This window comes from Halomonas sp. GT (assembly GCF_002082565.1).
In the GTDB taxonomy this organism is placed as follows: Bacteria; Pseudomonadota; Gammaproteobacteria; order Pseudomonadales; family Halomonadaceae; genus Vreelandella.
The window spans coordinates 143,313-168,029 of record NZ_CP020562.1; the positions used below are offsets into that span (position 1 = coordinate 143,313).

Consider the following 24,717-nt stretch of genomic DNA (forward strand, 5'->3'; position numbering starts at 1 on the left):
ACGCGGTATCATTCGTTGTCAGCACGATTGCATAGGCGGTGTATTCTCTCTATGGCGTCATCAGCGCCATCAAGACTAAAGGTCATATACCAAGGGTCACTATCTTGTTGGTCAAAACCGATAAACAGCTGCTCTCCTTGGCTCATTTGATCCATTAATGTTTGCAGGTCACTCAGGTAGAAGTGCGCATAGAACCCATTATCGCCTCGTTCGGTAATAAACTCGGCCATTGTATCGATGATAGGGGTGTCATCCACCCGGATTCTGGTAGGCACTAAGTTAACCGCGCGACTTTCACCTTGCTGTTCAGCCAAGGTGACCCGCATTTCCAACCATGGTAAATCGCAAACACCCTGAGTCGCGTTCAAGCTCAAGGTGGCATCCGAATAACTATGGGTTTCCACGGCGCGAAAATGTTGTTCATTGCCCAACGTTAGCGCCATTGACTGCCAGTGATTGTGCGGCTGCGCGGCATCAATATTGAACGTTGCTGCCATGCTAGGCAGCGTAGTGCTGGATAGGGTGGCGCTGAAGGCCGCTAACGCAAAAGGCTTTAAAGTAGGCATAAGGGTGGCATCGCACAAGAAAAACATTAGCCTATCGTTTGTTGAAGATAAGCAAAAGGTAACGCGCTGATTTTTCTATATGTAGTAGTCTTTAACAAAAAAAATGCCGCATATGGTGTAAAGTCAAGTCTATACTTCATAACCGCAGGACGTATAATCGCACCGTTTTGAGCGCTAATTTCACCCCGTTGTGAAGGAGTTTCGCGACATGAGCACCGCAGCAAAGGCTATGAAGACTTCGAATGACGTCCCACTACAGGTTCCCTCAAAAGATATCTGGGATGCCAAATATCGGTTAAAAGATCGCCATAGCCAACCTGTTGATCAGGATGTGGGTGCTACCTTTGAGCGTGTCGCGCGAGCGTTAGCGGCGGTTGAAGGTGATAACGCTAACGAATGGCTGCCAAAATTCCGCTGGGCGTTAGAAAACGGCGCTATTCCTGCCGGACGAATCCTTTCCAATGCGGGCGCTGAAGCCTACAAACCTGCGGTCAGCCTGATTAACTGCACGGTTTCGCGCACTATTCGTGATTCTATGCGCGATATTCTCGACTCCGTCGTTGATGCCGGTATGACGTTGAAGTCTGGCGCCGGTATTGGCTATGACTTTTCGACGCTGCGCCATAAGGGAGCGTTTGTGTTTGGCGCTGGTGCTGGCACCAACGGGCCGCTGGCGTTTATGGATATCTACGACAAGATGTGTTTCACCGTGGCATCCGCAGGTGGACGTCGAGGCGCTCAGATGGGCACCTTCGACGTTGGTCATCCTGATGTTCGTGAGTTTATCCAAGCTAAGCGAGAAGCCGGTCGTCTGCGCCAGTTCAACCTTAGCCTGTTGATTACCGACGAATTTATGGAAGCAGTGAAGCATAACGCCGACTGGCCGCTGGCGTTTCCATTGCACCCTGGCGAAAAAGACGATGTAAAAGCGGGCGATTTGATTTATCGCGACTGGCCCGTCATTGAAGAGGGCTATACGGTCGATGATGAAGGCCGCGTGGCTTGCCGTGTCGTTGAAGTCATTAAAGCGCGCGAGCTGTGGGACACCATTATGTCCTCGACCTATGACTACGCTGAACCTGGGTTTATTCTGATTGATCAAGTCAATCGCATGAACAACAACTGGTTCTGCGAAGATATCCGCGCGACCAACCCGTGTGGCGAGCAGCCACTGCCGCCAGAAGGTGCCTGTCTGCTCGGGTCGGTCAACTTGACCAAGTTTGTGATTGAGCCGTTTAGCGACAAGCCACGCTTTGATTGGGAGCGCTATCGCAAGGTGGTAGCGATCTTCACTCGCATGCTCGATAACGTAGTGGAAATTGCTGGCTTGCCACTACCGCAGCAACAGCGTGAGATTGAAGCCAAGCGCCGCCACGGCATGGGCTTTTTGGGGCTTGGTTCAACGATGACCATGCTTAAAATTCCCTATGGCTCCCAAGCATCGCTAGCCTTTACCGAAGAAGTTAGCCGCCATCTTGCGCTGGAAGGCTGGAAGCAAGCGCTAGAGTTGTCCAAGGAGAAAGGTATGGCGCCTGTGCTTGAGCAGGAGCATACGATTACACCGAAGATGATGCGTGAGCGCCCTCAGCTCGCTGCCGATGGTTATGAAGTGGGTGATAAAGTACCAGGACGTATTCTGCATGCCCGCTATAGCCAGTACATGGCGAAAGTGGCTGAGCTCGAGCCGGAGTTGGTAACACAGTTGGCGGAACATGGCGCACGCTTCACCCACCACAGTTCTATTGCGCCTACTGGCACGATTTCGCTGTCGATGGGTAATAATGCCTCCAACGGCATCGAACCCTCATTCTCGCACCGTTATTTCCGCAATATCATTCAATCGGGCAAAAAAACCAAAGAGCAGGTTGAAGTTGTCTCGTTCGAGTTAGCCGCTTATCGTCACTTTATTGCCGCCGATGCGGTGGAAAGCGATTTACCCGACTACTTTATTACCGCAGACTCAGTGTCGCCTGAGCAGCATGTGGCCGTGCAGGCGGCTGCTCAGCAGTGGATCGACTCGGCAATCTCTAAAACAGTCAACGTGCCGACAGAGTTCCCGTTTGAGAAATTCCAGGATCTCTACCTACAGGCGTATGAGAGCCGCCTTAAAGGCTGCACTACATTCCGCTTCAACCCAGAAGCATTTCAGGGCGTTCTGGTACGTGAAGATGATTTAAAAAACACCACCTACGTGTTTGAGCTGGAAAATGGCGAGACCTTAGAACTGGCCGGCGATGAAACGGTGGTCTACGACGGTGAAGAGCATAACGCCGCCAACCTGTTTGATGCCTTAAAAGAGGGCACCTACGGCAAATGGTAAGGGCGGGCTACGCCTTGCTAAGAACATCGCCCGACACCCTTTGCTAAGTGGAGAACACCATGGCTGTAGAAATTACCTCAAAAATCGTTGGTTACCGTATCAAGCAGCAGGAGCAAACAGCGCCTGCCCCTGAGCTTCCGGAAGAAGACCCGCTAACGGTCAGGATTCCCTCGCGTCCAGAGGGTACGTTAGAAGCGGTATCCGAAAAGATCTCTTACGTGGGGGCGGAAGGCCGCAAAAAAGTTTACCTGCTGGTCTCTTTTATGCCGGTAGAAGGCGTGGTGGGTGGCCGACGTGTGGTCATTGAGCGCCCGGTTGAGTTCTTTTTCCCATCAGGACAGCTTTCCAGCGAGCACCAATGGATTACGGCGACGATGCGTAGCCTTTCCCTTGCTGCGCGCGGGGGATATGTCACCCAGGCAGTGGCTGACCTGCGTAAAGTTGCGTGGGATAAAGGGCTGGTGCGCTGTGGTATGAACCGTTGGAACAAGCCAATGTTCCACGATTCAGAAGTGGCAGCGATTGCTTGGTCGATCCAGCAGATTCTTTATCGGCGCGGTTTCTTGGATCAGGATGGTAATCAAGTACCGGTAGAAATGTTGGTAGAGCGTTACGCGCACCGCATGCAGCATGGCCATGCTTGGCAACCACCGGTCGACGAGCCAGACACCAGCCCAGTGGCTGGCGCAGTGGAGCCGATTGGCGGTGCCGTTGAGCAAGAAAACGCCGTAAAAAAGCCTGAAGGCAGTGCCCCGGCAACCGTGGGTAACTGTCCAGAGTGTCGTGGTGAGCTTATTATGATGGATGGCTGCCCAACCTGCTATGCAGGCTGCGGCTGGTCTAAGTGCGGCTAAGCCAGAAACCAGCTAGAACACTAACGAACAACGCCGCGTGGCCTAGATAGCCACGCGGCGTTGCTTGTTTTAAGAATAGAAAGTTTTAAGAACAGCAAGTTTTAAGAACGAATAATCTGCCGTTGATTTAAGCGCTGAGTAGCGGCCTGACGTTATCGGTTAAATAGCAGTCGTCGAACTCCCCTTCGGTGGCCAGCGCCTTTAAATCGGGGATAGTGACGTTATGGCGATCACGGAACACCAAGCCATCTTCACTCAATGCACTAAAGGTTCGGCTCACATGAACCGGGCTTAAACCTAGAATATCGGCTAATTGTTCCTGAGAAAGTGGCAAGCGGAACTGTCCACTGATGTCATGATTAGTTTGGCGTAAGCGTAGATACATTTCATGGAGGAAGTGGGCCATTTTTTGCCTAGCGCTACGCCGCGCTAAGTTGACCAGTCGTTCGGTTAGTAGCGCCTGGTGGCGACTGCCAATGGCGAACATCACCGAGGTCAGCGTTAGTGACTGACGAAACAGCTCTAGCATGCGCTTATGGGGGAAGTGGCAGACCACGCCGTCAGTAATCATGCGCACGTTTTCCAGCCGCCTGGAAAACGCAAACTCTCGCAAACCGATAATATCGCCAGGTAAAAATACTTCCAGAATTTGCCGATCGCCATTTTCTAGATGTCGATAGGAGTAAGCCCAGCCGCTGCGCAAGGTGCAAAACTCATTCGCAGGTGCGTCCACCTCCCACAGCAGGGACCCCGCTTTGATATCGGTAGGACTCTCTTCCAATTCGATTAATAGCGCTTTTTCTTCTTCAGTTAGCGAGCAGTAGTGACTGAAGTGGCTAATAATGCAGCTTTTATCCTGATCCACAGCTTCCTTCTCCTAAAAGGTTAGCAACGATTAACAGGCCGCGTTTTGATTACTATAAACAGAGCCGATCAATGTTGCTTGCTCTTTTCGTAACGCCGATTTGCCCTATTATTGTACGTTAGTGTTTGCTGGCTTTGTGCTATTCCCAGGGTGAGCAAAAGCTCTCCCTGAGGTTAGCAGCATCAAGAAGGCTTTTTGGCATGACTGCCGCGCTTGAGCAGCGGCGCAAGGAAGCGACCTGTGTGAGAGACGTCCTGCTTGGCTATTTGTTCTGGCGTTCCTTCGGCAATAATTTGCCCACCGCCAGAGCCACCTTCTGGGCCAAGATCAATAATCCAGTCAGCCGTTTTGATCACATCCAGGTTGTGCTCGATCACCACAATGGTATTGCCGTGATCACGCAAGCGATGGAGTACTGTAAGTAGCTGACGAATATCCTCAAAATGCAGGCCGGTGGTGGGCTCATCCAAGATATAAAGCGTTTTTCCGGTGTCACGCTTGGCTAGCTCTCGGGCCAGTTTGACACGCTGCGCTTCACCGCCAGAAAGGGTAGTGGCACTTTGCCCTAGGCGGATATAGGAGAGGCCCACATCCAACAGGGTTTGCAAACGACGAGCGATAGCAGGCACTGGGCTGAAGAATTCCAGGGCGTCCTCTACCGTCATGGCCAGCACTTCGTGGATCGTTTTGCCTTTATAGTGGATATCCAGCGTTTCGCGGTTGTAGCGTTTGCCTTTACACACATCGCAGGGCACATAAATATCCGGCAGAAAGTGCATCTCTACCTTGATCATGCCTTCGCCCTGGCACGCTTCGCAGCGGCCGCCTTTAACGTTAAAACTGAACCGACCTGGTTTATAGCCGCGCGAACGTGCTTCCTGAGTGCCTGCAAACAGCTCACGAATCGGTGTGAAAATACCGGTATAGGTAGCTGGGTTTGAGCGCGGCGTGCGACCGATAGGGCTCTGGTCAATATCGATCACTTTATCAAGCTGATCAAGCCCTTCAATTTTTCGATAAGGCGCGGGGGTGAGCGTGGTGGCACGGTTTAGCTCACGGGCGGCAATGGGCATCAGAGTGCCGTTAATTAACGTTGATTTACCCGAGCCTGACACGCCGGTGATGGCGATAAATAGCCCTAGCGGGAGGCTAATGGTCACGTCTTGCAAGTTATTGCCAGTCGCGCCGCGCACCACCAACTGTTTTTCAGGGTTGCCAGGAATGCGATAGGGGGGTACAGCGATTTCCCGTGTTCCCGACAAGTACTGACCCGTTAGAGAATTGGGGTTGTCCATGACGTCTTGAGGCGTGCCCTGAGCGACGATTTCGCCACCATGGACACCCGCACCTGGGCCGATATCCAGAACATGGTCTGCCGCGCGGATTGCGTCTTCGTCATGCTCGACGACAATCACCGTATTACCTAAATCCCGCAGGCGCTCCAAGGTTTTCAATAAGCGATCGTTATCCCGCTGGTGAAGACCAATAGAGGGCTCGTCAAGAATGTACATGACGCCTACTAGCCCCGCGCCAATTTGACTGGCGAGACGGATACGCTGGGCTTCGCCCCCCGAAAGCGTGTCAGCACTGCGTTCCAGGTTCAGGTAGTCGAGCCCTACATTAACCAAAAACTCTAGACGGGCATGGATTTCGTTAACGATTTTATCGGCAATTTCGCCTTTGCGGCCCGGTAGGGAAAGCTCGGCAAAGTAGCGCCACGCTTCGCCAATCGGTAAATGCACTATATCGGCAATGTTATGATCATCGACAAATACATGGCGTGACTCTTTGCGCAGCCGCGAGCCACCACAGGTGGCGCATGGCTGCACGGCGATGTACTTAGCCAGATCGTCACGCACCATGTTGGATTCGGTTTCCCGATAGCGACGCTGCATATTGGGTAATACGCCTTCAAAAGCATGCTCGCGCGTTACCTTGCGGCCACGGTCTCCCACATACACAAAAGGAATCTGTTCGCTGCCACTACCGTTTAAAATAATCTCACGTTCATGACTAGCAAGCTCAACCCACGGCGTTTCGAGCTCAAACTGGTAATGCTTGGCGAGCGCTTGCAGTTGGGTAAAGTAATAAATGTTGCGCCGATCCCAACCTTTAATCACGCCTTCCGCCAGCGATAGCTCTGGATGGCTAATCAACTTGTCGGGGTCAAAATACTGTTGCACACCTAAGCCGTCACAGGTGGGGCAGGCTCCGGCCGGGTTGTTGAACGAAAACATCCGCGGTTCAAGCTCAGAAAGTGAATAGCCGCACACCGGACAGGCAAAACGTGATGAAAAGGCAAGGTCGTCCTGATCGCCATCCATGAAGTGGATCATCGCCGTGCCGTCGGTGAGGTTGATCGCGGTTTCAAACGATTCTGCTAGACGCTGGGCAATATCATCACGCACTTTAAAGCGGTCAACGACAACGCTGATATCATGTTTTTTGCGCTTGTCGAGCGGGGCAATATCGTCAAGTTCAAGTACTTGCCCATCAATCTGAACCCTGACGAAGCCTTGAGCCCGAAGTTCTGCCAGTAGCTGCAGATGCTCCCCTTTCCGACCTTTTACCACCGGCGCCAGCAGCATCAATTTGGTGCCTTCGGCCAAGTTCATGACTTGGTCGACCATCTGGGAAATAGTTTGCGCTTCCAGTTCTTCGCCGTGTTCAGGGCAACGAGGTGTGCCTGCCCGGGCAAATAGTAGGCGCAAGTAGTCGTAAATCTCGGTAATCGTGCCGACGGTAGAACGGGGGTTGTGGGAAGTGGATTTCTGCTCAATAGAGATCGCAGGCGAAAGCCCTTCGATGTGATCCACATCGGGCTTTTCCATCATCGAAAGGAACTGACGCGCATAGGTGGAAAGCGACTCCACATAGCGACGTTGCCCTTCAGCGTAGAGCGTATCGAACGCCAGCGACGACTTACCCGAGCCGGAAAGGCCGGTAATCACGATAAGTTTGTCGCGGGGCAGCTCCACATCGATCTGCTTGAGGTTGTGGGTGCGTGCACCCCTGACCAGAATGCTGTCCATCAACACCTCGAATCGCGTGGCAAAAGCGTAATTATACGTTTGCTGTACCCTTCCCGGCAAAACCCCATATTGATATGGGGTCAGCGCTTGGCGTTTCCAGCGTGGATACAAAGCGCTAGAATGGACGGTTCTCTCGGGCTATTCAGCCTCTTTATTGACCACAAGGGTATTATGCGCAAGGTTTCCGCACTGTTGCTGGCCACTGAACGCCGTGCAATCAGCGGCTTGGCCGGGCTTTATGCGTCTCGTATGCTGGGGTTGTTTATGGTGCTGCCGGTGTTGGCGCTTTACGCCGACACCTTAAGTGGTGCTACCCCTCTGCTAATTGGTGTCGCACTGGGTATCTATGGGCTGACTCAGGCGACGCTACAGATACCCTTTGGCCTGCTTTCAGACCGTATTGGTCGTAAGCGTGTTATTGCCATAGGCTTACTGATTTTCGCCGCAGGTAGCGTTGTCGCTGCCATGGCAGACTCTATTGGCGGAGTTATTGTGGGCCGCGCGCTCCAGGGCTGTGGAGCAGTTGCCGCAGCAATTATGGCGCTACTGGCAGACCAAACCCGCGAGCAGGTGCGAACGGCGGCGATGGCCACGATTGGGCTCTCCATTGGCGTGTCGTTTGCCATTGCCATGGTTCTCGGCCCTTGGCTGGCAGCCTGGGCGGGGCTGGCAGGGGTTTTTTGGTTTACGGCGCTGTTAACGCTCGTCGGTTTAGTCGTGCTGTGGCGATGGGTGCCTCCCGCGCCGCGCCGTTTGCGCCACCGCGATGTGGGGATGGATCGCCAGCAGTTTAAAAGTGTTATTACGCGCCCTGATTTATGGCGGCTAGATCTGTCAATTTTTTCGCTACATTTGGTGTTAATGGCAATTTTTGTTGCTGTCCCATTTCGGCTATTAAATGCAGGCGTTGCCATTGAGTATCACGGGCTGGCTTATCTTGCGATTATGGCGCTCTCGTTTATTGCCATGGTGCCGTTGGTGATCGTGGCAGAGAAACACCAGCGCATGAAACTAATGTGCCTGTTGGCAATCGGCGCCATCGTGATTAGTTTGGGCAGCCTTGGGCTGCCATTTTCCCAAGAGAGCTGGCTGTTCGTATGGCTTTTTGTTTTTTTTACAGGATTTAACTTGCTCGAAGCCACGCTGCCATCAATGCTCAGTAAGTTAGCACCCGCGGGTGCTAAAGGCACGGCGATGGGGGTGTACTCTACCAGCCAGTTTTTGGGCGCTTTTTTAGGAGGCACGCTGGGTGGTTTGTTGTCAAATCTATGGGGTCTCGATGCGGTGTTCTTCGGCTGCGCAGGGCTGGCGCTGCTTTGGTGGCTGGCGATGTGGCGTATGCCGTCACCACCGCCTCTCTCCAGCGAAGTCGTAGCACTACACGATACTCAGCCTGATGCATTAAATTTGTTGATGGAACATCTGGCTGATGTCGTGGGCGTGGAAGATGTGATGGTGGTGCCGGAGGAGCGCTTGATGTACCTGAAGGTGAATCGCAAAGAACTCGATCAAGCAGCGCTGACGAGGTTGCTATCACCACCTAAGCCATAACGACCATCTCTTATCATTTTTACAGCAAGCGTTTACACCCCCAGGTTTAAACACATACCGAAGCTTTAACACACATTTGCTGCATGGCATTCAGGCCTGTCAGCCGTATCAGTGATACCCTTGACGGCACTGATATTGATATATGACCGATTATTGAAAGGAGCGACCTATGGCGCGCGGTATTAACAAAGTCATCTTGATTGGTAATCTGGGCCAAGACCCCGAAGTACGTTTTACGCCCTCAGGAACAGCGGTAGCAAACCTGAATTTGGCGACGTCTGACACCTGGATGGACCGCCAGAGTGGACAGCGCCAAGAGCGTACCGAGTGGCACCGCATTGTGCTATTCAATAAAACCGCTGAGATTGCCCAGCAGTACCTAAAAAAGGGCTCTAAAGTATACATTGAGGGTCGCCTGCAAACCCGAAAGTGGCAAGACCAAAACGGTCAAGATCGCTACAGCACGGAAATTGTGGCCAACGACATGCAGATGCTGGATAGCCGTGGCGGTGATTTCCAGGGCGGCGCAGCCCCTCAAGGTGGTTACGCGCAAAATAATCCTGCGCAAGGTGCCCCGGCCCAGCAGCAACCCGCGCCTCAGCATTCTGCTCCCCAGCACTCTGCCCCTCAGAACCATCAGGGTGGCGGTATGCCGCAGCAGGGTGGTTATCCTCCCCAGGGCGGTGCTCAACAAGGTAGCTATGGCGGCGCGCCCCAGCCTGCTCGTGGTTCCCAACAAAACCAGCCAGCCCCCGCCAATCAAAACAGCAATTATGGTGCGCCCGATCCAGGTAACTTCGATGATTTTGACGACGAAATTCCGTTCTGATCGCCTGAACTGAATAGTTCGCCATATTCTTGGGGTTAGGTGAGGGGGAGGTTCTGTCTTGAAGCTGCTGATACTAGATGCGGGGCACTGCTTAAGTTTGGCATTAGCCCGAGAAGCCAGTCGTCGAACGGATACTGAGCTTGTTATTGAACAGGGTACTACGATTACCTCAGCTCAACTCCAGGCGATAACACCTGATGCGGTGATTATCCCCCCATTGGCGCACCCACTGAGCATGGCACCTGCAGATGTAATGGCGCATGCTGATGCCGTTGATATCTGTATGGATGCATGCCAAGCACAAGGCATTGCGCTGGTGTGGTGTGTTTCAGACCAGCTTTATGAAGACGGTTTTGAGATCCCCATCGATGAGCACGTGGTGCCTGCCCCACGGGATGAGAGCCTGCGCCGCTTAGTGCAAGCGGGCGATCGTATTCGTGCCGAGTATCACCGGCATCTCATTGTTCGCTTAGGCCCCTTGTTTGCGCTGGAAGGCAGCCATGCATGGCTAAACGAAATAATCGACAGCTTGATGATTGGGCAGCCTGCACGTGCCGCTGAGGATGTCATTTTTTGCCCTACGTCTGCCGATGCTGTCGCCATGGCGTTGATTGGCATGTTGCAGCAACAAGCCTGTGGAGCCGATGCTTGGGGGGCTTACCACCTAGCAGGCACCGAGCCTGTCAGTGCGTTCACGTTTACCTCAATGGTACGCACCCAACTGGCAACTCATCTGGAAGGCCGCGGCGAAAGCGTGGCTCTTGGCGATGTGCAAGCACTTAATCATCACCATGATGCCAAGCTGCGGCGCGTATTAAATTGCCGCCGCGTGCTCGATGTTTTTGGTGTTCACCAGAAGCCATGGCGGCTAGAGGTAGGGCGAATGCTGGATGCGTGGTGTGTGACGCGGGAACAACAGCAGGGTGAAGGGACAGGAGAGTTGGCTTGATCAATCTGGTTCGCAGCTTGGTTTTTTATGTGGGATATTTTTCTGCCATGCTGTTGATTGGCATTCTTTTTTTGCCAATTGCGCCGTTTTTGCCGTTGGCTGCCCGTTATCGCTTGTTGAACCTCTATAACCATTTTTTGATGGTGTGGTTCAAAGTAGCATGTGGCGTTCGTTATGATATTCAGGGACGAGAAAATATTCCGGCTGGCCCCTGTGTGATTCAGGCAAACCACCAATGTGAGTGGGAAACGGTGTTTCTGCAGGTGATGAAGCCACCCGTTTGTACGGTATTAAAGCAGGAGTTATTGCGACTCCCCATTTTTGGTTGGGGGTTACGTCTTTTGCGACCGATTAGTCTGGATCGTTCTAAGCCAGCCCGCGCTATGAAGCAGGTGTTGACGCAGGGCGTCGCGCGATTGGGGACTGGACTTTCAGTGCTTATTTTTCCAGAGGGAACGCGTGTCGACCCGGGGGTACGAAAGCGCTACAACAAGAGTGGGAGCGTGGTGGCCTGCCGAGCAGGCGTGCCGGTGCTGCCAGTGGCGCATAATGCCGGTGAGCGCTGGCCTGGGCGTCATTGGATAAAGCGCCCTGGCGTGCTTCGGGTTCGTATTGGGGCGCCCATAGAAACCGCAGGTCGTACACCTGATGAGGTGTTGGTAGATGTTGAAGCCTGGATTGAGGGGCAGTTGCAAGAGATTTCAGAGGTGCCCCGGCCGACCTCTCGTTAAGTTAAAATAACTTTGCGATGAATATAAAAACGGCGCCTTAAGGCGCCGTTTTTATAGCGTATTGCACGTGCATTGCATTACTAGAAATCAGCCCTCAAAGCGCTGAAAAACCAAGCAAGCGTTAGTGCCGCCAAAACCAAAACTGTTGGAAAGCACTCGGTCGATGGTGACGCCATCACGTCGTTCTCTAACGATGTCGAACCCATCCGCCTGCTCATCAAGATGCTCAATATTAGCCGAGGCAGCGACGAAGTCATTCTGCATCATTAGCAGCGAATAAATCGCTTCTTGAACGCCGGTTGCGCCTAGCGAGTGGCCGGTAAGCGATTTGGTTGAGCTCATGGCAGGTGTTGTATTGCCAAAGACCTCACGAATCGCCTTCAACTCAGCCACATCGCCCACTGGCGTAGACGTGCCGTGGGTGTTGATGTAATCAATATCGCCCTGAACCGTCGCCATGGCCTGACGCATGCAGCGCGTGGCACCTTCACCGGAAGGGGCAACCATATCGTGGCCGTCGGAGGTGGCACCATAGCCAACCAATTCGCCATATATCTTGGCACCACGAGCTTTAGCATGCTCCAGCTCTTCAAGCACTAACATGCCGCCACCGCCTGCGATGACAAACCCATCACGGGCCTGATCGTAGGGGCGAGAGGCCTTTTCTGGCGTATCATTGTAATGCGTTGAAAGGGCGCCCATCGCATCGAATAAGCAAGACAGGGTCCAGTGCTCTTCTTCGCCACCACCGGCAAACACGACATCCTGTTTGCCTAGCTGGATTTGCTCCATCGCACTACCAATGCAGTGAGCAGAGGTCGCGCAGGCGGATGAGATAGAAAAGTTAACGCCTTTAATCTTGAACGGTGTTGCCAAGCATGCCGACACGGTGCTGCCCATTGTGCGGGTAACTCGGTATGGCCCCACACGGCGTAGGCCTTTTTCGCGCATGACATCTGCGGCCTCTACCTGATTCGCACTGGATGCCCCGCCAGACCCGGCAATAAGCCCAGTCCGTTCGTTGGACACCTGCTCTTCAGAGAGCCCTGCATCTTCAATCGCTTGTGCCATAGACACATAGGCGTACGCTGCAGCATCGCCCATAAATCGGCGAAGTTTGCGGTCAATGAGGGAATCAAGGTCGATGTCGACGCTACCCGCTACATGGCTACGGAAGCCGCGTTCGGCGTACTCTTCCTTAAAACGAATACCGCTGCGCCCGTTTTTGAGCGCGTCTAAGACCTGTTGCTGGTCGTTGCCTAAGCACGACACGATGCCAAGGCCGGTGACTACCACTCGTCGCATGGGAGCCTCCTGTCAGAAATTCGCAGTGGAGGTGAATAGGCCAACGCGCAGATCATTAGCCTGGTATATATCGCGTCCGTCGACGGACACAGTGCCGTCGGCGATGCCTAGAATAAGCCGACGGGTAATAATGCGTTTCACATTAATGTGATACGTCACTTTTTTCGCGTCGGGTAGAATTTGGCCGCTGAATTTAACGTCGCCACAGCCCAGTGCACGTCCACGACCTGGATGGCCAAGCCAACCTAGGTAGAAGCCTACAAGCTGCCACATGGCATCTAGCCCCAAGCAGCCTGGCATGACTGGGTCACCGGGGAAGTGGCAATCAAAAAACCACAGGTCCGGGGTGATGTCCAGTTCAGCGATTAGCTCGCCTTTACCATGCTCCCCACCTTCTTCGTGAATATGCATGATGCGATCAAGCATCAGCATGTTGGGAGCCGGAAGCTGTGCGTTGCCTGGCCCAAATAGCTCACCGCGCGAGCAGGCCAGCAGTTCTTCGCGATCAAAGGAATGTTGCTTGGTCACTGAATCGTTCCGAGTATCAAGATGGTAGTTGGGTCTAGTCTACTTCCCGAATCCTCTGAATGCACGTCGTCGGACACTTATCATGTTTTTCTACAGCTTTTTACCTGTCTGCCGATAACAGTTGTTAGCACTTTCGTTTTTCAAATGTGCGATTTTGCACAATAAACGTCCTATTGACGTAATATGGTGTATCCATGTTTTTTGTTAAGCGGCATGATGATATATGTCTAATCCATGCCCTAGTTGACTCATTTATAGGACACACTAAACTGCCATGTGGCTGTCTGTTTCTCTTAATCGTCCGCTGGTATGGATGTCGTTAATAGCGCTGCCCGCCTGTGTGTGGGTGCCTGACACGGCGTTACGTATGGTGGCGGCTAGCTTGGTTGCATGCGGCCTGTGGGATGCCTGGAACCAAATACGTAAACAATATTTACGGCTACGTCTTTCGCAAGATGCAATAGGATTGGCGAGCGATGCTATTGTCATCAGCGATGTGCATAATCGTGTCTTGACGGTTAATCCCGCGTTTACCCAAATTACCGGTTACGAAAGCCAAGAAATGATAGGCCGTAAGCTAGAAACATTAGCGGCGCCACGTCACGATAAAGCGTTTTATCAAACGTTTTGGAGCACGTTAAAGGCGACTGGCCGGTGGGAAGGCGAGATGTGGAATCGCCGCAAGCACGGCGATGAGTACCCGGAGTGGCTAAAAGTCCGAGCGGTTACCGACAAACGTGGCAAAATTACTCATTTCATCAGTCTCTTTACCGATATTTCATCCCAAAAAACACGCGAGCGGGATTTGCGCCGAATTGGCTATGAAGACCCGCTAACGGGGTTGCCAAACCGGCGACGCTTACACGATCTGATGTCTTCTCGGCTGAGGCACCTGCGTGCAGGTGAAAGCTTGGATATGGCGTTGATTGATATTGATGGGCTCAAATCGGTTAATGACAGCTTAGGGGTAGAACAGGGTGACCGTTTGCTAGCGCGCTTTGCCCAACGATTAACGGGCTATATGGCTGGCAGCGTAGTGGGCAGGCTCGGTGGCGATGAATTTATGGTGATTCGCACGACGACCTTCGACGATCATGATAAGTGGGTAGCGACCCTTCGCGAGCACATGAGCCGCCCATTCGAAATAAAAGATCAATCGCTCCGCCTTGGGCTAACGATTGGCAGTAGCCGTGCCCCTGAAGATGGTAGTGATTCAGGCGTGCTCTTCCAGCGACTAGAGTCTGCCTTATATAGCGCTAAGCGCTTAGGGCGTAACCATAGCCAGCGGTTTCGCCCCGCGCTAGATAAACAAGATAACCCCCAACTCGCTCTGGTGAGCGATTTGCGGGCAGCGTTGATATCCGGTGACCAACTAGAGCTGCATTACCAAACGCAGCATCATCCGGGCACTGGCGATTTAGTGGGCATGGAAGCATTGTTGCGCTGGCGTCACCCTCAAGATGGCATGATCTCGCCCGGTGATTTTATACCACTTGCTGAACGTCATGGGCTGATGTCTGAACTCGGTAGTTGGGTGATCGAAAAAGCTTGTGCTCAGCAGGCGCATTGGCAGTACAGCGGTATGCCAAAAGTGACGGTGTGGATCAATATTTCTGCGCTGCAGCTTTTTCAGGGCGACCTTGAAACTCAGCTGTCTAGTTGCTTAGAGCGGTACCAGCTACAACCATCGCAAATTGGCTTAGAATTAACAGAATCTGTTTTGCTAGACGAGCGTGCTGGGGATATGGGGCCTCGCCTGCAGGCGCTGCGTAACCAGGGATATGCGATAGCAATCGATGATTTTGGTACTGGCTATTCATCGCTTGGTTATTTGAAGCGACTGCCGGTAGATAAAATTAAGCTAGATCGCGCGTTTATTCGCGAGCTGCCTCACGACCAGGCAGACGCGGCCATTGTAACGGCCGTGTTGGCAATGGCTGAGGGAATGGGACTGGAGGTGGTCGCCGAGGGGGTGGAAACTCAAGCGCAATGTCAGTTTCTGATTAACGCTGGCTGTACGTTAGTGCAGGGTTTTTATTTTGCCAGACCACTGCCTGCCGCTGAGCTTGAGCAACGTTGGGCGCCGCAAATGCTGGTTGAAGAAGCGTCTTCGTGAAGGTAAATGCGATGTTATAACAAAAATTAACGAGCGCCAGAAGCAGAGACCTTGTGGTTAGCGTAACGACTGATACAAATACACAGCACTGCCCAAATAATGGCCTGTGCTGGTAGTAACCAGGGGGCTAAGCTAACGCCAGTGAGCGCTGCCCCGCCAACATAGGACAATGGCCCGCTGACCGCACCGCAAACCGCCGCAATAATTGGGTATTGCCATAGCCAAGCAAGCGAGTGAAATACCAGCGTTGCAAACAAGGGCCACAACATCCAAAGCCATAGTGGCAGCAAACCAGCCACCAAGGTTTGTTCACCGAAGTCGAAACCTCCTGCCAGATGAAGGCCTCCGTCCAACGCTAGCCCCAGCAGCGCAAACATACCAATAAAACGCCATTCGCCGGGCTTGGCGCAGCGCCAGAAATGCCAGCCTAGCAGCGCACTCCCTGTCATGACAGCTACCCATGATCCGCCCAGAACGCACAGTAGCCAGCCCGCTTCGAAGCGTAATGCATTGAGCAGCAAACCTTGCCAGCGTGGGCTAGCCATTTATAGCGCGCCCGTTAGCGGTTCAGGTTTGGCGGCTGGTTTCGCGAGCAATAAGTGGCACGTACCAATAGAGCGCTCAATAAAGCCTCCCTCGCAGTAGCACAGATAGTAACGCCACATGCGAATAAACCGTTCGTCGTACCCTTGCTGCCTTATCTGCTCTAGGCTGGCTTCAAAGCGATGGCGCCACTCGCGTAGAGTGCGGGCATAGTGCTGGCCGATTTCATCGAGCGCTACCACGTTCAGTGAGGTTTTGCGCATCACGCTGGTTAGCATGGCGTGATGAGACGGCAAAAAACCACCGGGGAAAATATAGCGCTTGATAAAGTCCATATCCCGCTTAGCTTCTTCAAACCGTTGGTCTCGGATAGTAATGGCTTGCAGCATAGCTTGACCATCGTCGGTCAGCAGGCTGTCGACTTTTTCAAGGTAGGTGTTCAAGTACTGGTGACCGACGGCTTCAATCATCTCAACAGAAATAAGTCGATCGTAGCGACCTGTCAGCTCACGATAATCTTGCTTTAACAGGGTGATTTTATCGCCAAGCCCCTCTTCTTGAATGCGACGGGCGGTATGGGCGTACTGCTCTTCAGAAATAGTGGTGGTAGTGACATGGCAGCCACGAGTTTTGGCGGCGTGTATTGCAAGACCACCCCAACCAGTACCAATTTCTAGCAAGTGGTGTTCTGGGCGTACATCTAGCTTTTCGAGCATGATGTCGAGTTTGTAGGTAGACGCTTCTTCTAGGCTGGCTTCTGGGTAGGGGAAAACAGCGCTTGAGTACATCCAGTGGCGTTGATCAAGAAACGTGGCAAACAGATCATTTCCAATATCGTAATGTGCGGAGATATTACGCTTTGATCCGGAAAGGCTATTACGTTGGAAACGATAGGCAGCCCCAAGCAGCCAGCGAGTGAAACGGGCGCTCCCGTTCTCCATTTTGCCATTTACGTGATCCAGGTTGGCTGCAAACAAACGCACCAAGGCCACTAAGTCATCAGCATCCCAGTCGCCATCCATATAGGATTCAGCCGCGCCCACTGTGCCGCCAAACGCGAGTCGTTTCCAGGCGCGGGAGTGACGAATCACGATAGTCACTTGAAGCGGCCCTTCTTGACCCAAATGATGACACTGGTTGCCTTCAATTAAGGTGATACGACCACCCAGGAAGGCATCTAACTGATTCATCAGGCGAGGCTTCAACCAACGAGTGAAACGGTCCTGGTTAACCGGTTGTATTTCAGGGGGGGTAGAACGCAGGGTCGTCATTTTGAAGTCTCCTTGCGCTTAGGGTGGTTATAAACGGGGATGCGCTTAAGCCAAAGGCGAAACGCTTCAAAATGAATTCCCGCCACTGTTTTCAGGCTCATCCAGGGCTGACGTGCAAGCGTTGCTAATAGAACGCCTCGTGTTGCTGGCGCAGCCTCTAACGTAAGCGTTGCGTCGAAATGGCGCTGCCCGCTTTGCCAATTTTCCATGTGAAGATAGAGCTGATCGCCGGGTGTGTTGAGCTTCCAGCGATAGGTCATTTCCATGGGGTTAAACGGCGAAACATGCATGGCTTTATCAAAGCTTGCATGATGACTATGACGAGCTGGGTCGATCCGGCAGGCATAGCAGGTACGCTCTTTCCAGGGCATATTAGTCACTTCACCAACAACAGCCGCCAGCCTCCCCAAATGGTCATAGGCGTAGTACATCGAAACAGGATTGAAGACAGTGCCGAAGGTGCGTAATTGGGTCAGTACATAAATCTTGCCACTGGGTGCACTACCCAACTGACGAATTAGTTCCTCGCGTACCGCCGTGCGCAATGGTTTATCAGTAGGGCCGAGGTAATCTTCACGACGAAAGCGCGCTAGTGCCGGCCTTCTGGCACTAAAACAAGGCACATTGTCAAACAGCGCCGGCAACTCATCCAAGTCGAGCCACGCCATCCAAATGCGATAACTGAAAGCGTGGTCTTTAGGAGTGAAGCGACGGTGGCGCAAAGTGCCGCGGTAAATACGCGAGCGAGGCGCGGCAATCATCCGAGCCCCTCCCCAACACTGTTGGTGGGCATAAGGTCATGAGCCGGGAGTGCCGTGGGCGTTGTTGGCGGCGCAGCGGCTTCATCACAACCTAATGCTTGGGCAACCCTCAGCGCGCTCCATACCCCATCTTCGTGAAAGCCATTGCGCCAGTAAGCGCCGCAGAAGTGAGTCCGCCGAGCAACCGAGGATATTTCGTCATGGCGCATTTGCGCTGCCTGTCCTGCCAGTGTGAATTGAGGGTGGGCATAGGTATAACGTCCTAGCACTTTCGCAGGGTCAATGCTGTTTGAGTCGTTAAGCGTGACGCAAAAAGTAGTCTCGGCCTCTTTTAATCGCTGCAGAATATTCATGTTATAGGTAACAGAGACCCGCTCGTCTGCTCCTCGGCCATCTAAGCGGTAGTTCCAGCTAGCCCAGGCGCGCCGCCGCCGGGGTAGCAGCGATGTGTCGGTATGTAGCACTACCTCGTTATCTTGATAAGGCATGGCGGCAAGAATGTCTTGTTCAGCGGGTGTCGAGTCACCGAGCATCGCTAACGCCTGATCTGCGTGGCAAGCCAGCACCACATGATCAAATCGCTGTGTGCCTTGTGCGGTGGTGATCATTACGCCGGTGGCGTTTCGCTCAACGCGCGTTACAGGCGTATTCAGATGAATGCGTGCTGCGTAAGGCGCGGTTATATTGGGAATGTAGCGTTTCGAGCCGCCAACTAAGGTATGCCATTGAGGGCGGTGGTTAACCGACAGCAAGCCATGATTGCGAAAAAAACGCACGAAGAACGTCAGTGGAAACGCGCGTAGATCGCCAATACTCGCAGACCAAATAGCGGCCCCCATGGGCAGCAGATAACGTCGCTGAAAAGCTTCACCGTAGCCATGCTGGTCAAGGTATTGGCCTAGCGTTGTATTGCTGGGAAGGCGCTTGGACGCTAAGTCATCCGTTGCTTGTTTATTAAATCGCAAAATGTCGCGCAAAAGACGGTAAAAAGAGGGGCTAAACAAGTTACGTCGCTGGGCAAAAAGTGAACCTAGCGTATGGCCGTTATATTCAAAATCAATATCAGTTTCATGCACTGAAAAACTCATTTCGGTGGCTTGGCTAGGCACGTCGAGTGTTTCTAATAAGCGTTGAAAATGGGGATAGGTCCAGTCATTGAAAACAATAAAGCCGGTGTCGATGGCATAGGACTTACCTCCGACGTCCACGTCCATCGTGGCCGTGTGCCCGCCAAGACGGTCGTCTGCTTCAAACAGAGTGACTTCATGTTGGGAGGATAGGTACCAACCTGCCGCCATGCCGCTAATGCCGCTGCCGATAATTGCGATACGCTGTGAAGCTATGCCACTCATTGTTGCTCCTCTTGACGTCTTGTCATGCGTAGGCCGATATGACGACGCAGCGCAGGCGGTAAAATTCCTAAACATTTCACGAGGTAGGTGAAGCGGCGCGGAAAGTGAATATCCAACTTTCCTTTGACAAGACCGGCAATGATGGCATCGGCCGCTTGTTCCGCGGTGACTTGCATGGGCATCGGAAAATCGTTGCGATCGGTCAAGGGGGTTTTAACAAAACCTGGGTGGATTACGCTGACATCAATGCCTTCTTGATCAAGGTCGAGACGTAATGACTCAAAAAAGTAACTGATAGCCGCTTTTGAAGCGCCGTAGGCTTCGGCTCTGGGTAGCGGTAAATAGGCAGAAGCACTAGAGGTGGCGGCCAGGCGCGCAGCGTTGCCCTCTTTGCGGGCAGCTCTCAATAACGGCAGAGCTGCTTCCACGCCATACAGGGTGCCAAACAGGTTCGGGGTGAAAACCCGTTCAATAAGTGCCATATCAAAATGCTGGGCATCTAGATATTCGCAGGTACCTGCATTGAATAAGGCAATATCCAGTGCGCCCAACCATGTACTGATTTGCTCACCCGCTGCAATCACTGCCTGGTGGTCGCTGATATCAAGAGAGAGTGAATAAGCATTGGAATGACCGGCACATAAATCATCGAGCGCCTCTTGGTTACGGGCACTAAGCACAACATGATGACCTTGGGCGATAAGCTTTTTGGCAAGCGCTTCGCCAATGCCTGACGTAGCACCTGTGAGCCAAATGCGTTGGGGCGTTTTCCATGTGCTCATCATGCTCTCCTGTAATGGCCTGTTAGCATACAACCTGCATGCAAATAAACGGGTCAGATATCAGTTAATGCGACGTTTTAACCAGCGTATGACACGTCCCATTATTGGTAAGTGTTCGTATAACATGGCGCCTGCATCGAAATAGTCGCGGTGCTTTGAAACCCGGCCATCCTCTGCAAACGTTAGCGCACTGCACCCCGCGACACAGATTGGTTTTCCCTGGGCTAATCGGGGATGAATAAACTCCATTGTCCACGTTACAAATGCTTGATTAGCCACTTGTTGTTGCGTGTGATAAGTGAATTGGCAACGTTCAACATTTTCGTACATGGTGGCGAAATAGCGCTCTAGCGCCGACCGTCCTTCAATGTGATGTAGCGGATCGTTGAAGACAACTTCCTCAGTATATACCTCGTATAGTTTTTCTGTACAGGTATTGTCCAGTTTATTAAAAAAGGCGCAGAAGTTCGCCAAAGCTTGATCGTTAGGCATCACGCAGTCCTGTCGTGGTTAAGAAAAATAAGCAAGCGATGAAGCGATGAGCCGTCAGCGGGTCGATTTGCATCGCCTTAACTTTGCATCGCCTTAACTTTGCATCGCCTTAACATAGGCGATGCAAAAGAGGGGGCTGTTATTTAGAAAGCGCTTTAAAAGCATCCAGGGCGCGCTGGCGCGCTGCTTTGTGGTCAACAATAGGGGCAGGGTAATCCGTTGGGTTTAGCATGTCCTGGGGGGGCGCATGACGAGCTTTTTTAGGCAGCGGTTTTAGCTCGGGCAGCCAATGGGCAATGAATTCACCCTCTGGATCAAAACGCGTCGACTGGGTAGTGGGGTTAAAAATACGAAAATAGGGCGCTGCGTCCGTCCCCGTTGAAGCCGCCCACTGCCAGCCGCCGTTATTGGCGCAAAACTCACCGTCGATTAAGTGGCGCATAAAAAATGCCTCACCACGCCGCCAGTCAATCAGTAGGTGCTTACTTAAAAACATCGCGGTGATCATGCGTAAGCGGTTGTGCATCCAGCCTGTGGCCACTAGTTGGCGCATGGCCGCATCAACAATCGGATAGCCGGTACGGCCCTCACACCACGCTTGAAACCCTTTGTCGTCGTCGCGCCAGCGGAGCTGCTTGGTGTGCTCTTGAAAAGGTTGGTGACGGCAAACCTGAGGAAAGCCTACCGCGACGTGTTGATAAAATTCACGCCAAATAAGCTCATTCACCCAGGTGGTCAGCCCTGAATCACCATCGGCCAGATGACCACCATTTTCGCTCATCACGGCTTGAAGGCATTGGCGATAGGAGATCATGCCTAGCGCCAGGTAGGGCGAAAGTTCGCTGGTACCGCGTACGTTCGGGAAGTCCCGTTGCTGCTTATAGTGCCGTCCACGAAAGCGCAAAAAACGTTCGAGATTGTCACTAGCCGCGTCTTCTCCAGCAGGCCATAGGCGCTTATCAACTGGGTCATTATCAAGCGATGGAAGCGCGGGCAGTGGGTCGCTATCGATCGCTAGCGGAGATTGCACGCCTGGGGTGTCACGTAAGGCAAGTTGCTGTGCAGTCACTTGCTTGTGCCAAGCTTTCGAAAACGGTGTAAATACGCCGTAATAATCACCTTTTCCGGTCAACAAGCTGCCAGGGGCGAAGGCTACTGCGTCATGGTGACCCTGAGCGGTAATCTTTTCTTGTTTAAAAGCATCAAGCACCGACTGATCGCGATGTTGCTCGTTCAGCGCATATTCATAGTTAAAGTGGAGCTGAGTAATCTGGTGCTCGCGGGCGATATCAATCAACACCTGAGCCGCTTCATCATAGTGATCAATATCGCGATGCAAAAGTGGAATATTAAGCCCGTTTAGCGACGTTTTGATAGCCGCAACACCTCGCGCCCAGAAATCGAGTTTAGTCGCCCCATGGCCATGCGCTTGCCATTGAGCCACGCTGCGTAAGAAAACGGCCACCACGGGGCCCTTGGCAGCCGCAGCGGCAAGTGCGGAGTTATCGTGAATGCGTAAGTCGCTACGCAGCCAAACGAGCTGCAGATTCATGCGATATCCTTACCAGCGGTAACGTTAAATAGCACACGGATATTTCAGAGAATTCCCGATTCGCGCAACAAGGGGCGAAGTCGTGAAATGGCTTGCGGCAGGTCGTCGCCTAACATCTGTACCGGACCGTCACGCAGTTCATTTTCTCTTAATCGTGCCACTTCCCCACAGACCCCAATAGGAACATTCAACGCTTCTGCTGCCTCGGGAAGTGCACGACTAATATAGTCATCGCTTTCTCGTTGGCCGCTAGAAAGCAGTACCATCGATGAGTGCAATCGGGAGACAGCTTGTGGAAGATCCTCCAGTGCCAGCGACCGATCAAACAGTTGCACGCGGTAACCTTGTTCGCTGGCCATTAGCGCACACATTAAAACCCATAGTGGGCCTGGGTCGTCAGGCATCGCGCTTAACAGGATGAGCGGCCCGCGTGTTGCCTGATTAGCATAGTGCAGGCGAATGCCGACCTGGCTACGAAGAAAGGCTTCAAAGGTGCGTCGCACAAGATCATCGGGCTGTTTGGCCCATTTGGCTTCTAGCGTAAGAATAACGGGCTGCCAAAGCTCATTAATTGCAACGCTTAAGGGATATAGCGCCAAGCTCTGGTGGTAAAGCGCTTCCAGCTTGGGAAGGTCAACGGCTTCTATGGTGGTCTGCAGTAACTGCCGCTGACTTGCCCAGTCGCCAGCATCCGGCGATGGTGTTTCTACCGTTTCGGGTTGATCAAGTAAATCAGCCACTTGGCTAACCGGAACGCCGCGGTTCAACCATTGCAGAATGCGCTCAATGCGAGTGATATCGTCTTGCGCGTATAGACGATGACCTTTTGGGGTGCGCTGTGGACGAATTAAACCATAGCGACGCTCCCAGGCACGAAGAGTGACCGAGTTCACACCCGTTAAACGGGAAACTTCCCTAATCGGATAAAGCGGGGTATCGGGTGGGTGGGTCGCCTTGATGCTCATGGGCGCCATTGCCTCTTGGTTGCCTGCAAATAAGGGTGCAGGGATCTGTCAATAATTGTTGCGGCAGTGTTTCAGTACCTGATCGGCACATTGCCACATAATCGGGTCGTCATTAATCGTCTAGATAGCTGTGCGCTATTATAGCCACCTTTGTACAACTTGTGGCTTCTGGGTACAACCTTTCACGCAGATGCAGAAAAGCTAAGCTTTCTTTCTTATTTTAGACCGACTGGCCTAATAGAGCCCTACCTAGTTCATCACCTGATAACCAAGCATCTTCGACACGACTACCTTTGAAGCTATCACCACAAAGGGCTAGGCCATTCGTGCTGTATAAGTACGACTGATATCCAGCCTGTGCTGGCTGAGCATAGCGCCAGCGGTGCGCACCGAGTTCAATAATGTTCGGTAGCTTTGTATTATCGGGTAGCAGCGATATAAATGCTTCTAGCAACTGTTGGGCGGTACTTTCGCTGTCGCTCTCAATATGTGCATCACTCCAATCCAGTTGAGCAAGCAAGCTAATACTTTCCGGCTGATGTTCACGCCCAGGCTTGGTGTGATTGCGTGATGCTAGGCGAAGCACAGGATGTTGTGCATGAACGGTGTGCCAAGTTGCTACTACCTTCGCCATGGGGGGTAGTGGCTCCTCGAAAATAACCCAACCTGCCCAGCATCCACGCTGGGGCTTTTCTTCACAGGCGGCCGCCAGTGTCGGTTCCCACTCTGCTAGTAATGCCTTGGCCTGGGGTGGTGGCGCGCTGATAACCACCACGTCAAAAGGTCCATGTATTGATCCGTGGGAATCGTGGAGTTGCCAGCCAGCCGCCACCTTATCAAGCGCAGCAATATGGGTTTCAAGCGTAATAGTGGCATTAGGTAATGCGTTGAGCGTATTGGCAAGATGGCGGGTGACTGCACTCATACGTGGTGCACCGGTATAACGTAACTGGTCGTCATTATGTATTTGCCAGCCGGATGCGCTAGCCTGATAAAGAGAGGTGGGCCACCTAGCAACACAACCAGCGACTTGCCACTCGGCTACTTTATTGGCGAATCGTTCATTGCGCACACTAAACGCTTGAGCACCTAGATCCAGTGTCGCTGAGAGACGTCGTTTACTTGACATACGTCCGCCGGGGCCACGCGCTTTATCAAATAACGCCACCCTAATTCCCTGAGCGGCAAGTTGCTGCCCGCAAGCAAGGCCAGACAAACCTGCACCGATAATTGCCACTGAGTGGACGTCGGAAAGTGGTAATGACTCACGCAATGGTTCAAGCATAGGAACTCGCGACGGCTAATTAAATGTGTAATGATCAGTGTGTAGTATTTGTGTATAGATATCGTACA

Annotated in this window: 21 protein-coding genes; 7 read left to right on the plus strand and 14 right to left on the minus strand. The window is 52.6% G+C overall.

Annotation, left to right across the window (positions count from 1 at the left end):
- Positions 1–8: 8 nt before the first annotated feature.
- Positions 9–566: a hypothetical protein gene (locus tag B6A39_RS00655; protein WP_083007821.1), complete on the minus strand. Its 558-nt coding sequence runs from the start codon at positions 564–566 to the stop codon at positions 9–11.
- A 208-nt stretch (positions 567–774) separates the two neighbouring features.
- Here B6A39_RS00655 and B6A39_RS00660 point away from each other — a divergent pair, with 208 nt between their 5' ends.
- Positions 775–2,886, plus strand: a complete 2,112-nt coding sequence (locus tag B6A39_RS00660; RefSeq protein ID WP_083000377.1) for an adenosylcobalamin-dependent ribonucleoside-diphosphate reductase — start codon at positions 775–777, stop codon at positions 2,884–2,886.
- A gap of 59 nt (positions 2,887–2,945) precedes the next feature.
- The gene (locus B6A39_RS00665) at positions 2,946–3,740 is read left to right on the plus strand and encodes a ribonucleoside-diphosphate reductase (protein ID WP_083000380.1); all 795 of its coding nucleotides are present in this window, start codon (positions 2,946–2,948) and stop codon (positions 3,738–3,740) included.
- A 127-nt stretch (positions 3,741–3,867) separates the two neighbouring features.
- Here the strand turns inward: B6A39_RS00665 and B6A39_RS00670 are convergent, their stop codons facing one another.
- Entirely contained in the window at positions 3,868–4,605 is a 738-nt protein-coding gene (locus B6A39_RS00670) for a Crp/Fnr family transcriptional regulator (protein WP_083000383.1), read from the minus strand.
- Positions 4,606–4,787: 182 nt separating this feature from the next.
- Entirely contained in the window at positions 4,788–7,637 is a 2,850-nt protein-coding gene (gene uvrA / locus B6A39_RS00675; protein WP_083000385.1) for an excinuclease ABC subunit UvrA, read from the minus strand.
- A 171-nt stretch (positions 7,638–7,808) separates the two neighbouring features.
- On the opposite strand from uvrA, the gene B6A39_RS00680 reads away from it, so the two are divergent.
- From B6A39_RS00680 to B6A39_RS00695, 4 genes are all read left to right on the plus strand, one after another.
- The gene (locus B6A39_RS00680) at positions 7,809–9,188 is read left to right on the plus strand and encodes an MFS transporter (protein WP_083007822.1); all 1,380 of its coding nucleotides are present in this window, start codon (positions 7,809–7,811) and stop codon (positions 9,186–9,188) included.
- Positions 9,189–9,357: 169 nt separating this feature from the next.
- Positions 9,358–10,017 carry a single-stranded DNA-binding protein gene (locus B6A39_RS00685; RefSeq protein WP_083000387.1) on the plus strand — a complete coding sequence of 220 codons (660 nt, stop codon included), beginning with the start codon at positions 9,358–9,360 and terminating at the stop codon, positions 10,015–10,017.
- A gap of 58 nt (positions 10,018–10,075) precedes the next feature.
- The gene (locus tag B6A39_RS00690) at positions 10,076–10,966 is read left to right on the plus strand and encodes a sugar nucleotide-binding protein (RefSeq protein ID WP_083000389.1); all 891 of its coding nucleotides are present in this window, start codon (positions 10,076–10,078) and stop codon (positions 10,964–10,966) included.
- A complete protein-coding gene (locus B6A39_RS00695) occupies positions 10,963–11,697 on the plus strand; it encodes a lysophospholipid acyltransferase family protein (RefSeq protein WP_083000391.1) in 735 nt (244 codons plus the stop codon). Before B6A39_RS00690 ends, B6A39_RS00695 begins: the two co-directional genes overlap by 4 nt.
- A gap of 87 nt (positions 11,698–11,784) precedes the next feature.
- On the opposite strand, the gene fabB is transcribed toward B6A39_RS00695, so the two are convergent.
- Positions 11,785–13,002, minus strand: a complete 1,218-nt coding sequence (fabB, locus tag B6A39_RS00700) for a beta-ketoacyl-ACP synthase I (protein WP_083000393.1) — start codon at positions 13,000–13,002, stop codon at positions 11,785–11,787.
- 12 nt (positions 13,003–13,014) lie between these two features.
- Positions 13,015–13,530 carry a 3-hydroxyacyl-[acyl-carrier-protein] dehydratase FabA gene (gene fabA / locus B6A39_RS00705; RefSeq protein ID WP_009723939.1) on the minus strand — a complete coding sequence of 172 codons (516 nt, stop codon included), beginning with the start codon at positions 13,528–13,530 and terminating at the stop codon, positions 13,015–13,017.
- Between the two features lie 274 nt (positions 13,531–13,804).
- On the opposite strand from fabA, the gene B6A39_RS00710 reads away from it, so the two are divergent.
- Complete coding sequence (locus B6A39_RS00710) at positions 13,805–15,646, plus strand: putative bifunctional diguanylate cyclase/phosphodiesterase (RefSeq protein ID WP_083000396.1); 1,842 nt, start codon at positions 13,805–13,807, stop codon at positions 15,644–15,646.
- Between the two features lie 26 nt (positions 15,647–15,672).
- Here the strand turns inward: B6A39_RS00710 and B6A39_RS00715 are convergent, their stop codons facing one another.
- The 9 genes from B6A39_RS00715 to B6A39_RS00755 all read right to left on the minus strand — a co-directional run bounded on the left by B6A39_RS00715 (position 15,673) and on the right by B6A39_RS00755 (position 24,649).
- Positions 15,673–16,191, minus strand: coding sequence for a DUF2878 family protein (locus tag B6A39_RS00715; RefSeq protein WP_083000398.1), 519 nt, complete (start codon positions 16,189–16,191; stop codon positions 15,673–15,675).
- Entirely contained in the window at positions 16,192–17,460 is a 1,269-nt protein-coding gene (locus tag B6A39_RS00720; RefSeq protein WP_083000400.1) for an SAM-dependent methyltransferase, read from the minus strand.
- Positions 17,457–18,221 carry a DUF1365 domain-containing protein gene (locus B6A39_RS00725; protein WP_083000403.1) on the minus strand — a complete coding sequence of 255 codons (765 nt, stop codon included), beginning with the start codon at positions 18,219–18,221 and terminating at the stop codon, positions 17,457–17,459. The genes B6A39_RS00720 and B6A39_RS00725 overlap by 4 nt, the downstream gene beginning before the upstream one ends.
- Positions 18,218–19,573 carry an NAD(P)/FAD-dependent oxidoreductase gene (locus B6A39_RS00730; protein ID WP_083000405.1) on the minus strand — a complete coding sequence of 452 codons (1,356 nt, stop codon included), beginning with the start codon at positions 19,571–19,573 and terminating at the stop codon, positions 18,218–18,220. The genes B6A39_RS00725 and B6A39_RS00730 overlap by 4 nt, the downstream gene beginning before the upstream one ends.
- A complete protein-coding gene (locus B6A39_RS00735) occupies positions 19,570–20,355 on the minus strand; it encodes an SDR family NAD(P)-dependent oxidoreductase (protein ID WP_083000408.1) in 786 nt (261 codons plus the stop codon). The genes B6A39_RS00730 and B6A39_RS00735 overlap by 4 nt, the downstream gene beginning before the upstream one ends.
- Before the next feature lie 60 nt (positions 20,356–20,415).
- On the minus strand, positions 20,416–20,847 hold the full coding sequence (locus B6A39_RS00740) for a nuclear transport factor 2 family protein (RefSeq protein WP_083000410.1): 432 nt from the start codon (positions 20,845–20,847) through the stop codon (positions 20,416–20,418).
- A gap of 139 nt (positions 20,848–20,986) precedes the next feature.
- A complete protein-coding gene (gene phrB, locus B6A39_RS00745; RefSeq protein WP_083000412.1) occupies positions 20,987–22,399 on the minus strand; it encodes a deoxyribodipyrimidine photo-lyase in 1,413 nt (470 codons plus the stop codon).
- Positions 22,400–22,443: 44 nt separating this feature from the next.
- Positions 22,444–23,364, minus strand: a complete 921-nt coding sequence (locus tag B6A39_RS00750; protein WP_198036749.1) for a MerR family transcriptional regulator — start codon at positions 23,362–23,364, stop codon at positions 22,444–22,446.
- A gap of 220 nt (positions 23,365–23,584) precedes the next feature.
- Positions 23,585–24,649 (minus strand): NAD(P)/FAD-dependent oxidoreductase, encoded by a 1,065-nt coding sequence (locus B6A39_RS00755; protein ID WP_083000417.1) that lies wholly within the window; start codon positions 24,647–24,649, stop codon positions 23,585–23,587.
- Between the last annotated feature and the right edge of the window lie 68 nt (positions 24,650–24,717).